Source organism: Metabacillus hrfriensis (genome assembly GCF_030127205.1).
Lineage (GTDB): Bacteria > Bacillota > Bacilli > Bacillales > Bacillaceae > Bacillus_P > Bacillus_P dongyingensis.
The window spans coordinates 1-12,216 of record NZ_CP126116.1; the positions used below are offsets into that span (position 1 = coordinate 1).

Below are 12,216 nucleotides of genomic sequence, written 5' to 3' on the forward strand. Positions count from 1 at the left end.
ATGGAGAATATTGATGAATTATGGAGCAAAGCTTTATCAGAAATTGAAAAAAAGCTGAGCAAGCCAAGTTTTGAAACATGGCTTAAATCCACTAAAGCCCATGCTCTTAAGGGAGATACATTAACAATCACTGCACCAAATGAATTTGCGCGTGACTGGCTTGAATCCAGGTATCTGCATTTAATTGCCAATACCATTTATGAGCTGACCGGCGAGGAACTGCTGATTAAGTTTATTATTCCCCAAAATCAGAATGACGTTGATTTTATGCCGAAGTCACCCATAAGGCCGATGAATAAAGAGGAAGAACAGATCGAGCTTCCGCAAAATATGCTTAATCCGAAATATACGTTTGACACATTCGTAATCGGATCCGGGAACCGTTTTGCCCATGCAGCTTCTCTTGCTGTAGCCGAAGCACCCGCCAAAGCTTATAACCCGCTGTTTATTTATGGGGGAGTCGGACTTGGAAAAACGCATTTAATGCACGCGATTGGCCACTATGTGATTGACCATAAGCCTAACGCTAAAGTCGTTTATTTATCATCAGAAAAGTTTACAAATGAATTTATCAATAGCATTCGCGACAACAAAGCGAAAGACTTCCGCAACAAATACCGCAGTGTCGACGTGCTGCTTATAGATGATATTCAATTTCTTGCGGGTAAAGAACAAACTCAAGAGGAGTTTTTCCATACGTTTAATACGCTCCATGAAGAAAGCAAGCAAATTGTTATCTCAAGCGACCGTCCTCCAAAAGAAATTCCAACCTTGGAAGACCGTCTTCGTTCAAGGTTTGAATGGGGTTTAATCACAGATATTACACCGCCTGATTTAGAAACAAGGATCGCCATCCTCAGAAAGAAAGCAAAAGCTGAAGGGCTTGATATTCCGAATGAGGTTATGCTTTACATTGCGAATCAAATCGATTCAAATATTCGTGAGCTAGAAGGAGCACTTATTCGAGTTGTAGCTTATTCATCTTTAATTAATAAGGATATAAATGCGGATCTGGCAGCTGAGGCTCTAAAGGATATTATTCCAAGTTCTAAGCCGAGAATGATTACGATTGCTGATATCCAGCGCATGGTCGGCCAGCACTTCAGTGTAAAATTAGAAGACTTCAAAGCAAAAAAACGCACAAAATCAGTGGCGTTCCCAAGACAAATCGCCATGTATCTTTCCAGAGAATTAACGGATTCCTCATTGCCTAAAATTGGCGAAGAATTCGGAGGCCGTGATCATACGACAGTTATTCATGCCCACGAAAAAATTTCTAAGCTGCTTCAGGCCGATGATCAGCTTGTTAAACAGCTAAAAGAGATCGAAAGCATGCTAAAGGGCTCATAAAAAAGCTTGCACTTATAAAAATTAATATGGATAATGTGAATAACCAAGCACGATTCATACACAGTCTGTCCACAGGTGGATAGGCTGTGTTTCCTTTCGTCAACAGAGTTATACACATTTCCACAGGCCCTACTAGTACTTCTACTATTTTTTCTTTAAATAATATATATATTAAGTGGCTCAATGAAATATGCTCCCATACGAAAAAAAAGGAGGATTTCCCTAAATGAAATTTATCATCCAAAAAGATCGGTTAGTTCAAAGTGTTCAAGATGTTATGAAGGCTGTATCTTCAAGAACAACGATCCCGATTTTGACAGGAATTAAAATTGTTGCAACAGAAGAAGGTGTCACACTTACAGGAAGTGATTCAGACATCTCCATTGAATCTTTTATTCCTACAGAAGAAAACGGCAAAGAAATTGCTGAAATCAAACAAACTGGAAGCATCGTTCTTCAAGCACGCTTTTTTAGTGAAATCGTTAAAAAACTTCCGAAAGAATCGGTAGAAATAGAAGTTCTTGGCCATCATATGACCGTCATCCGTTCAGGCAAAGCAGAATTTAATCTGAACGGTCTAGATGCAGAAGAATATCCTCATCTGCCGCAAGTAGAAGAACATAATAGTTTTAAAGTACCGACAGATCTATTAAAAACGATGATCCGTCAAACGGTTTTCTCCGTCTCAACTTCAGAAACTCGTCCCATTTTGACAGGGGTCAACTGGAAGCTTGAAAATAGAGAATTAACCTGTATTGCAACAGACAGTCACCGTCTGGCGCTCCGCAAAGCAAAAATTGAAACAGAGACAGACAGCTCTTATAATGTCGTTATTCCTGGAAAAAGCTTAAATGAATTAAGCAAAATTCTTGCAGACACAAGTGATGAAATTGAAATTGTCATTACTGAGAGCCAAGTCCTTTTTAAAGCTGAAAATTTACTTTTCTTCTCAAGGCTATTGGATGGCAACTATCCAGATACAACGAGACTTATTCCTGCTGAGAGCAAAACGGACATGGTACTGAATACAAAAGAATTCCTTCAAGCCATCGACCGTGCATCCCTTCTTGCGAAAGAAGGAAGAAATAACGTGGTTAAGTTTTCAACCCTTGAAGAAGGCATTGTAGAAGTTTCTTCAAACACACCGGAAATCGGAAAAGTAATTGAGGAAGTTCAGACTCAGGAAATAACAGGAGAAGAATTAAAAATCTCGTTCAGTGCAAAATATATGATGGATGCATTAAAAGCACTTGAAGGAACGGAAATTAAAATCAGCTTTACGGGTGCAATGAGACCATTTTTGATCCGCACTCCAGAAGACGATTCCATTCTCCAGTTAATTCTTCCTGTCAGAACGTATTAATTAAACAAGCTGCTGGCACAAGCTGGCAGCTTTTCTTTTCCATTCACGGGACCTTATACCTGCTTTCTGTTCACCTGAGACGGACACTGCAATTCTTGATAACGAACAGATATAAAGCAAAGTTTTTAAAGGTTTAATTATGTATTGTTAAAGTATAAAGAAGTTTAGTAAAATTAACTGTTGGAGACTTAAAGAAAGAAGGCGATCCGTAGTGGCAATAAAACCAGTAAAAATTGAGACAGAATACATTACGCTTGGACAGTTCTTAAAGCTTGCTGAAGTCATTCAGACAGGCGGTATGGCCAAATGGTTTTTGCAGGAATATGCGATTTTTGTAAATGGCGAGCCTGAAAACCGCCGCGGAAAAAAACTGGTTGCTGATGATACGGTTGATATTCCAGATTTTGGCTCTTTCATCGTGAAAAACTAAGGCTCTTTTCTAAAAAGTCCGCCATTTTAAATAAGATAATCTGAATGAACACTCTCTTTAAAAAAGAGCAAAAACTAAAGTTGGTGAACGGATTTGTTTATCAAAGAATTAACGCTGCGGAATTACAGGAACTATGAAGAGCTTACCGTGGAGTTTGAAAATAAGGTCAATGTTATTTTAGGGGAGAATGCCCAAGGCAAGACAAATGTGATGGAAGCGATCTACGTTTTAGCCATGGCGAAGTCTCATCGCACCTCAAATGACAAAGATCTTATCTATTGGGACAAGGAATATGCTAAAATAGAAGGCAGAGTAGAAAAGTACAGCGGCTCTGTCGCTATGCAGCTCGTTGTCTCGAAAAAAGGAAAAAAAGCGAAGCTGAATCATATTGAACAGCAGAAATTGAGCCAGTATGTAGGGGCAATGAATGTCATTATGTTTGCACCCGAGGATCTCAATCTCGTGAAGGGAAGCCCCCAAATCCGAAGACGTTTTATTGATATGGAAATTGGACAGGTTTCTCCTATCTATCTGCATGATTTAAATAGATTTCAAAAAATAATGCTGCAGCGGAATCAGTATTTAAAGCAGATGCAGATGCGCAAACAAACCGATCGCACTATGCTTGACGTACTAACTTCACAGCTATCAGAGTCTGCCGCAAAAGTCATTTTAAAACGGATTGAGTTCATAGAGAAGCTGCAAAAGTGGGCCCAGCCGATTCACACAGGCATCAGCAGAGGACTTGAAACGTTAACAATTGAGTATAAAGCATCTGTGGATGTATCAGAAGAGGCAAGTTTGTCGAAAATGATAGAAGCATATGAAGAGAAGTTTGATAAAATAAAAGATAGAGAAATCGAGCGCGGTGCAACACTAGCTGGTCCCCACAGAGATGATCTCTTATTTTTTGTGAATGGGCGCGATGTGCAGACATTCGGTTCTCAGGGACAGCAGCGGACAACCGCACTATCGCTGAAGCTTGCAGAAATCGAATTGATCCATGAGGAAATTGGAGAATACCCGATTTTGCTTCTCGATGATGTTTTATCAGAACTCGACGATTACAGACAATCGCATTTATTAAATACGATTCAGGGGAAAGTGCAGACATTTGTTACTACAACAAGTGTTGAAGGCATTGACCATCAGACGCTGAAAGAAGCAACGACATACCGTGTTGCAAAAGGCAGGCTGACACGCTGAAAAGAGGTGGTTTTTCTTGTATATTCACCTGGGAGACAATTTTGTGATTCCCTCAAAAGAAGTTGTCATGATTGTTGATCATCAATCTTCAAAAACATCCGGCATAGTCAGTGAGTTTTTAGAAAAACATCAGAATCATACAGTCAAGCTTGCGAGCGGCGAGACAAAGTCTATTGTTGTAACCACAGATAAAATCTATTTTTCCCCTCTTGCTTCAGGCACGTTGAAAAAACGCGCGAAATTCACATTTGACATAGAAATGGTTGCGGATGAACCATTCAAAAATCATTCCCAATAATTTTTATAAGCCCTTAAGAAAAGTGTAGGTGATCATAGTGGCGATGGAACAAAAACAAGTCGAACAGCAAACTTATGATGAAAACCAAATACAAGTATTAGAAGGCTTAGAAGCTGTCCGGAAACGTCCTGGGATGTATATTGGATCAACAGCAGCGAAAGGTCTTCACCATCTCGTTTGGGAAATTGTTGATAACAGTATTGACGAAGCGCTTGCTGGTTACTGTGACGAAATTAACATTATTGTTGAAGAAGATAACAGCATTACCGTAAAAGACAATGGCCGCGGTATTCCGGTCGGGATTCATGAAAAGATGGGACGCCCTGCGGTTGAAGTCATCATGACCGTTCTCCATGCCGGAGGTAAGTTCGGCGGCGGAGGCTACAAAGTATCAGGCGGACTGCATGGCGTTGGTGCATCTGTAGTTAACGCGCTTTCGACAGTCCTTGAGGTAACTGTTTACCGTGAAGGCAAAATTCATTATCAAAAATTCGAGCGCGGTGTTCCTGCTGGTGATTTGGAAGTCATAGGAGAAAGTGAACTAACAGGGACGACCACTCACTTTTGCCCTGATCCGGAAATTTTCACGGAAACGGTTGAATATGACTTTGACACCCTTGCAAATCGCTTAAGAGAATTAGCTTTCTTAAACCGTAATATTAAAATTACGATCGAAGATAAACGCGAAAATAAACGCAAAAAGGAATACTTATACGAGGGCGGAATTAAGTCATATGTCGAGCATTTAAACCGTACACGTGAAGTCATACATGAAGAGCCTGTCTATATGGAAGGCGCAAAGGATGGCATTACAGTTGAGGTTGCCTTGCAATACAATGATTCTTACACAAGCAATATTTATTCTTTTGCCAACAATATTCATACGTATGAAGGCGGAACTCATGAAGCTGGATTTAAAACAGCTCTTACTCGAGTAATTAATGACTATGCCCGTAAAAATGGCGCATTTAAAGAAAATGATGCCAATCTGACGGGTGATGATGTCCGTGAAGGAATAACTGCGATTATCTCTGTTAAGCATCCTGACCCGCAGTTTGAAGGACAAACCAAAACAAAATTAGGCAACTCGGAAACACGAACGGTTACTGATAATCTTTTTGCAGAAGGTTTTGAGAAGTTTTTATTGGAAAACCCTTCAACAGCCAAGAAAATCCTGGAAAAAGGATTAATGGCATCGAGAGCCCGCCTTGCAGCAAAAAAAGCACGTGAATTAACACGCCGCAAAAGCGCACTTGAAATTTCGAACTTGCCGGGTAAACTTGCAGACTGTTCTTCTAAAGACCCTGCTATTTCTGAATTATATGTCGTTGAGGGTGATTCTGCGGGAGGTTCTGCAAAACAAGGCCGTGACCGTCATTTCCAGGCAATCCTTCCGCTTAGAGGGAAAATTATAAATGTTGAAAAAGCACGGCTGGATAAAATTCTTTCCAATAACGAGATCCGTACGATTATCACTGCTCTCGGAACAGGTATTGCAGAGGATTTCGATATATCAAAGGCGCGTTATCATAAAATAGTTATCATGACTGATGCTGACGTGGATGGCGCCCATATCCGGACGCTTCTGCTCACATTCTTCTACCGCTACATGCGTCAAATCATTGAAAATGGATTTGTCTACATTGCGCAGCCGCCTTTATATAAAGTGCAGCAGGGTAAACGAATTGAGTATGCATACAACGACAGAGAAATGGAGAAGCTGATGGCAGAACTGCCGGCTAATCCAAAACCGGGCATCCAGCGCTACAAAGGTCTTGGGGAAATGAACCCTGAGCAGCTTTGGGAAACAACGATGGACCCCAACACAAGAACATTCCTTCAAGTTACTTTAGAAGATGCGATGGAAGCAGACGAAACATTTGACATCCTAATGGGTGACAAAGTAGAGCCCCGCCGAAATTTCATTGAAGGCAATGCTCAATACGTAAAAAATCTGGATATCTAGCAAGAAATTCAGATTCGGAAATACAGCTTAATCAAAAAGAACAGGAAAGCAGAATTCGTGCTTTGCCTGTTCTTTTTTTTCTCCTGCTTATGAATTCGCAAAGAGCCCACTACTTTTAAAGTTGTCCCGCATATCTTTTTATAGTAAGTAGGCAATTTATCTAAGCAGGAGGCGTAATGATGAATAATCAGCCATTTTATAATCAAGGAGACTTACGGCGTCCATTTGGTTTTGGAAGACCTGGATTTGGATTCGGCAGACCCGGGTTTGGTTTTGGAAGACCGGGTTTTGGATTTCCGTTTGCAACTGGGTTTATTGGAGGGCTTGCAGCAGGAGCATTATTAACTCCTGGATTTGGTTATAGCTATCCGTATTATCCGTACTATCCGCCGTATCCATATCCGTACTACCCTTATTACTGGTAACAGCCGAAAAACATCCGGTAAGGATGTTTTTTTCTTTTTGTGAAAACAAGTTTTGAAATATGATCCAGAGGGACGCTTAAAAGCGGCTGACCTTGAGGCGGGCCTCAAAGAGCATATTGAATAATTGCTGAATGCATTCAAAAGCTATACCGGCAAAAAATATCCTGCAGCTTATGAAAATATTCATGTTGCATACACGCATATGTTTAGAGTAGGCCAAGCAATGTCTGACGCGATTGTTGATCAGTTCCCTGAAAAATTCGAAGGCAAAAAACCATCTGATATGCCTAAAACAGGTATGGGCGGAATATGCGAAACAAACAGCAGTGCAATTTTATGGAGCTTTTTTGGATTTATCCTGGCTTCCACTGTGATTGCAATAATTGCTCGCAGGAAATCTGTAAATAACTAAGCAGGATGAAGCAAGGGGGCAGAGATGTCCTCTTTTTTCTATCCAAACAAGGGTGAGAAAAGAGAATATCATCTGATGAAATTGCTGGTAAACCTTCTTATATTCCTCCTTATGCATTCCGGCTGTGCAAGTTCAGAGCAGCATGCAAAAAAAGGGGGATAAGACGGATCTCAGTACAGATGAGGCAGACGACACAAAGGATAATTCTGATAAATAAATAAATTCTATCGTCCCCGGAAAGTATGAAATTAAAAGAAGATAGAGAAGGAATTGTACCCTTTTTGGTAGAGATATCAGTCCTTAAGGTAACTCAAGCAAACTCAGGTTTAATTACATGCACAGGTATATTTAATCAAGAAGTTCGTGCGCATGAAGAAAGAATGGTTATCTATACTGAATTAAAAGAATCACAAAACTAGAATCCTTGCCTCAACAGGCAGGGATTCTTTGATTGAATCGCATTTTTATCTGAATTTGACGTGTAATGTCATAGGTTTATTGATATAATGGAGAGTAGGCTATTATTTAATTTTATTCAGCCATACATAATCAGTTTGATATATTGTCAACAAGATTTGAAAGATCAAAAGTTTCCGGAGACCTTTAGCTCCCGTTTTTTTTTGAGATAAGAAAGTATAAAAAATTGCGCATCTTTGTCAAGCTCCAGCGCCTGGATTCTCGGTTAAACAAGGCGCTTCCGCTTTTCTGGCTGGAGCTATATAGCTATATAGATTAGGGAGGTTCAAACATGGAAGAAAATAAAACCCCTCAAGTAAAAGAGATTAATATTAGTCATGAAATGCGCTCATCTTTTTTGGATTATGCGATGAGTGTTATTGTTTCGCGTGCGCTTCCCGATGTTCGTGACGGGTTAAAGCCTGTTCACCGCCGTATTTTATATGCGATGAATGATTTAGGGATGACATCTGATAAACCGTTTAAGAAATCTGCCCGTATCGTCGGGGAAGTTATCGGTAAGTATCACCCTCATGGTGACAGTGCTGTTTATGATTCAATGGTCCGCATGGCACAAAATTTCAACTTCCGATATATGCTTGTAGATGGACATGGCAACTTCGGTTCAGTCGATGGCGACGGAGCCGCGGCTATGCGTTATACAGAGGCGCGCATGTCCAAAATTGCGATGGAACTTATTCGCGATATCAATAAAGATACAATCGACTATCAGGACAACTATGACGGTTCAGAACGAGAGCCGGTTGTCCTTCCGTCCCGATACCCTAATTTGCTCGTAAACGGCGCAGCGGGTATCGCAGTCGGCATGGCAACAAATATCCCTCCACATCAGCTGGGAGAAGTCATCGACGGTGTACTTGCTGTAAGTAAAGATCCGGATGTGAGCATTCCTGAGCTGATGGAAATCATTCCGGGGCCGGATTTCCCGACAGCTGGTCAGATTATTGGCCGAAGCGGAATTCGCAAAGCTTATGAAACAGGCCGCGGATCTATTACAATCCGGGCTAAAGTGGAAATAGAGGAAAAGGCATCAGGTAAAGAAGTCATTATCGTAAGAGAACTTCCTTATCAGGTAAATAAAGCGAAGTTAATTGAAAAAATTGCTGAGCTTGTGCGTGACAAGAAAATTGAAGGTATCACCGATCTGCGCGATGAATCAGACCGCAACGGAATGCGCATCGTTATTGAAGTGCGCAAAGATGCCAATTCAAATGTTCTTTTAAATAATCTATACAAACAGACTGCCCTTCAGACAAGCTTCGGCATCAATATGCTCGCACTTGTAAATGGCCAGCCTCAAGTATTGAACCTTAAACAGTTCTTAGTATACTATCTGGATCATCAGAAGGTTATTATCCGCCGCCGTACAGCGTTTGAACTTCGCAAAGCGGAAGCACGTGCGCATATTTTAGAGGGTTTGAGAATTGCATTGGATCACCTGGATGAAGTGATCGCCCTGATCCGCAGCTCTCAGACAACTGATATTGCGCGTCAAGGCCTGATGGATAATTTCTCCCTTTCTGAAAAACAGGCACAGGCGATTCTTGATATGCGTCTGCAGCGTTTAACAGGACTTGAAAGAGAGAAAATCGAAGAAGAATACCAGGGACTTGTACAGCTGATTGCAGAATTAAAAGCAATCCTGGCAGACGAAGAAAAAGTCCTTGAAATTATCCGCGAGGAATTAGAAGAAATTAAAGATCGTTTTAACGATGTGCGCCGCACAGAAATTGTATCCGGCGGAATTGAAATGATCGAAGATGAAGATCTGATTCCTGTTGAAAATATCGTTATTACTCTTACTCATAATGGCTATATTAAGAGACTGCCTATCTCAACCTACCGCAGCCAGCGCCGCGGAGGCAGAGGGATTCAGGGTATGGGGACGAATGAGGATGATTTCGTAGAACATCTTTTAACAACATCTACTCATGACACGATTCTTTTCTTTACTAATAAAGGGAAGGTTTACCGTGCAAAAGGGTATGAAATTCCAGAGTACGGAAGAACAGCTAAAGGGCTTCCGATTATTAACCTTCTGGAAATAGAAAAAGGCGAATGGGTGAATGCCATCATTCCTGTTTCTGAATTCGTTGATGATTGGTCGTTATTCTTTACAACAAAAGAAGGAATATCTAAACGTTCACCTCTTACTCAATTTGCAAATATAAGAAAAGGCGGCTTGATCGCAGTTAACCTGCGTGAAAACGATGAACTGATTTCCGTCCGTTTAACAGATGGAACAAAGCACATCATGATCGGCACGAAAAAAGGAATGCTGATTCGTTTCCCTGAAACAGATGTGCGTTCAATGGGACGTACCGCGACTGGTGTAAAAGGGATTACACTCGACTCTGACGATGAAGTTGTCGGAATGGAAATCCTTGAAGAAGATGTCGATGTTCTTGTCGTAACCCGAAATGGATTCGGGAAACGAACGCCCGCCGCTGAATATCGGATTCAAAGCAGAGGCGGTAAAGGAATTAAAACATGTAACGTCACGGAGAAAAATGGTACAGTGATTTCTGTTAAGCCTTCTACAGGAGAAGAGGACCTCATGCTGATTACAGCAAGCGGCGTTCTTATCCGGATGGCTATCGACAGTATCTCTACAACCGGCCGTAATACACAAGGTGTTAAGCTGATTAAACTTGGTGACGAAGAGCATGTTGCAACTGTTGCTGTCGTAGAAAAAGAAGAGCTCGAACCGGAAGATGATGAGCTTTTGGAGAATGAAGAAGGGTCACTGGAAGATTCATCTGCAGAACAAAACTCAACTGAAGAAAATTCTGTCGAAGACTCCATCTCTGATGAACCAGATTCAGAAGAATAAGCAAATGAAAGACATAGCCCAAAAAGCTATGTCTTTTTTCATGCTCTTTTCGCAACTTTGTTGCTTGCATTTGTCAGTAAAAGATCGGCTTGGGAACTAATTAACTTCAGTATTTGTTTATTCCTTGATAAGAGTGCGATAGGAAACTTAGAATGCGATCGGTTTATACTACGGAAAGCAATAATCATTTCGAGCACAGCCTTTATTTATTTCCGAAAACCATTTTTTACTAAATGGAATCGTTTATAATATGGTTGGGAGGGATCCATATGAGAGTCCATATTAATCAGCTATCTGAAGGATGCATTCTGTCAAAAGACGTATTTTCCAAATCGTCCAAACCGTTAATGCGAAGACAAACAATCTTAGATCAAGATCTTCTGCAAATCCTGCAGGCTTTTTTAATAGATGAAGTTGATGTAGAGCCATACCTTGAAAATGGATATGCTTTTAAACCTGATGGGGCACTACTGGAATCTTCTCTTAGTGAAAAAACAGCAGAAATAAAACAAAGCAATGATTTTGAGGAATTGTATATAAACGCTGTACTTGCCTTTAAGCAATTGTATCTTGACTGGCAATCCGGTGCATTAGTTGATATCTCGAAAATCAGAAATCTATTAATTCCTGCTGCAGAGCAGGGACTGAAAGAGCCCCATGAAATATTTAAGACCTACAATTATACAAAACATGATGACCATCTTTACCACCATTCAGTATCAGCAGCCTTAGTAAGCGCTTATTTGGGAAAGAGTATGGGCTTTTCTTATGGTGATACGATACAGGTCGCTATGGCAGGTCTTCTCTGTGACTGCGGCATGACAAAAATAGAACAAGGATTTCTGACTAAAAAGACAGCTCTCACTGACAAAGAGTTTAAAGAAATAAAGCAGCATCCTGTTTACAGCTACAAAATGCTTAAAAATATCGTTTCTTTGAAAGAGGCTGTTAGGCTTGGAGTGCTGCAGCATCATGAACGGCTTGACGGGAGCGGGTACCCTCTGGGAGCGAAGGCTGATCAGCTTCATGTATTCGGCAAAATAGCGGCTCTTGCTCATGCGTATCAGGCAATGGTCTCCGAAAGACCGCATAGGAGCAAACAATCTCCTTTTAAAGCTCTAGAACTGCTCATGCAAGATGAGTTTGGTAAATTCGATCTGACAGCATTGAACGAATTGAAGAAAGGTCTACTAAAACTAAGTTCAGGCACAAATATCAGATTGTCAGACGGCAGAATAGCAGAGATCGTTTTTATAGAAGATCAATATCCGACCAGGCCACTTGTAAAGATAGAAGAAACAGAGGAAATTCTTTCGCTGAAAGAACAAAGACACCTTTTTATTGAAGAGATCATTTAAGAGCAAACTTTTTGCTCTTTTCTTATTGCATATTTTAATAGATGCTGATATACTTCTATAAGTCAGTAACAAACCTTCTACATAAAGCAGTTAACGAA

The 12,216-nt window shown here is 40.7% G+C and carries 10 protein-coding genes; all 10 read left to right on the top strand.

Annotated features, from left to right (window positions below; genetic code table 11):
* The gene (gene dnaA, locus QLQ22_RS00005) at window positions 1–1,350 is read left to right on the top strand and encodes a chromosomal replication initiator protein DnaA (RefSeq protein WP_223438836.1); all 1,350 of its coding nucleotides are present in this window, start codon (window positions 1–3) and stop codon (window positions 1,348–1,350) included.
* A gap of 226 nt (window positions 1,351–1,576) precedes the next feature.
* On the top strand, window positions 1,577–2,713 hold the full coding sequence (gene dnaN, locus QLQ22_RS00010; protein WP_223438837.1) for a DNA polymerase III subunit beta: 1,137 nt from the start codon (window positions 1,577–1,579) through the stop codon (window positions 2,711–2,713).
* A gap of 217 nt (window positions 2,714–2,930) precedes the next feature.
* Window positions 2,931–3,143 (top strand): S4 domain-containing protein YaaA, encoded by a 213-nt coding sequence (gene yaaA, locus QLQ22_RS00015; RefSeq protein ID WP_223443758.1) that lies wholly within the window; start codon window positions 2,931–2,933, stop codon window positions 3,141–3,143.
* Window positions 3,144–3,236: 93 nt separating this feature from the next.
* Window positions 3,237–4,349: a DNA replication/repair protein RecF gene (gene recF / locus QLQ22_RS00020; protein ID WP_252207814.1), complete on the top strand. Its 1,113-nt coding sequence runs from the start codon at window positions 3,237–3,239 to the stop codon at window positions 4,347–4,349.
* A 16-nt stretch (window positions 4,350–4,365) separates the two neighbouring features.
* Window positions 4,366–4,647 (top strand): extracellular matrix regulator RemB, encoded by a 282-nt coding sequence (gene remB / locus QLQ22_RS00025; protein WP_223438839.1) that lies wholly within the window; start codon window positions 4,366–4,368, stop codon window positions 4,645–4,647.
* 43 nt (window positions 4,648–4,690) lie between these two features.
* Complete coding sequence (gyrB, locus tag QLQ22_RS00030) at window positions 4,691–6,613, top strand: DNA topoisomerase (ATP-hydrolyzing) subunit B (protein ID WP_223438840.1); 1,923 nt, start codon at window positions 4,691–4,693, stop codon at window positions 6,611–6,613.
* A 179-nt stretch (window positions 6,614–6,792) separates the two neighbouring features.
* Window positions 6,793–7,038 carry a spore coat protein gene (locus QLQ22_RS00035; protein WP_284015788.1) on the top strand — a complete coding sequence of 82 codons (246 nt, stop codon included), beginning with the start codon at window positions 6,793–6,795 and terminating at the stop codon, window positions 7,036–7,038.
* Window positions 7,039–7,162: 124 nt separating this feature from the next.
* Window positions 7,163–7,450, top strand: a complete 288-nt coding sequence (locus QLQ22_RS00040; RefSeq protein WP_284015789.1) for a hypothetical protein — start codon at window positions 7,163–7,165, stop codon at window positions 7,448–7,450.
* Between the two features lie 748 nt (window positions 7,451–8,198).
* A complete protein-coding gene (gene gyrA / locus QLQ22_RS00045) occupies window positions 8,199–10,760 on the top strand; it encodes a DNA gyrase subunit A (RefSeq protein WP_223438843.1) in 2,562 nt (853 codons plus the stop codon).
* A gap of 269 nt (window positions 10,761–11,029) precedes the next feature.
* Entirely contained in the window at window positions 11,030–12,118 is a 1,089-nt protein-coding gene (locus QLQ22_RS00050; RefSeq protein WP_252207819.1) for an HD-GYP domain-containing protein, read from the top strand.
* Window positions 12,119–12,216: the final 98 nt, after the last annotated feature.

Bases quoted from the DNA above. Each gene is read 5' to 3' on its own strand.
- dnaA (WP_223438836.1), top strand. From the start codon at position 1: ATGGAGAATATTGATGAATTATGGAGCAAAGCTTTATCAGAAATTGAA.
- dnaN (WP_223438837.1), top strand. From the start codon at position 1,577: ATGAAATTTATCATCCAAAAAGATCGGTTAGTTCAAAGTGTTCAAGAT.
- gyrB (WP_223438840.1), top strand. From the start codon at position 4,691: ATGGAACAAAAACAAGTCGAACAGCAAACTTATGATGAAAACCAAATA.
- QLQ22_RS00035 (WP_284015788.1), top strand. From the start codon at position 6,793: ATGAATAATCAGCCATTTTATAATCAAGGAGACTTACGGCGTCCATTT.
- gyrA (WP_223438843.1), top strand. From the start codon at position 8,199: ATGGAAGAAAATAAAACCCCTCAAGTAAAAGAGATTAATATTAGTCAT.
- QLQ22_RS00050 (WP_252207819.1), top strand. From the start codon at position 11,030: ATGAGAGTCCATATTAATCAGCTATCTGAAGGATGCATTCTGTCAAAA.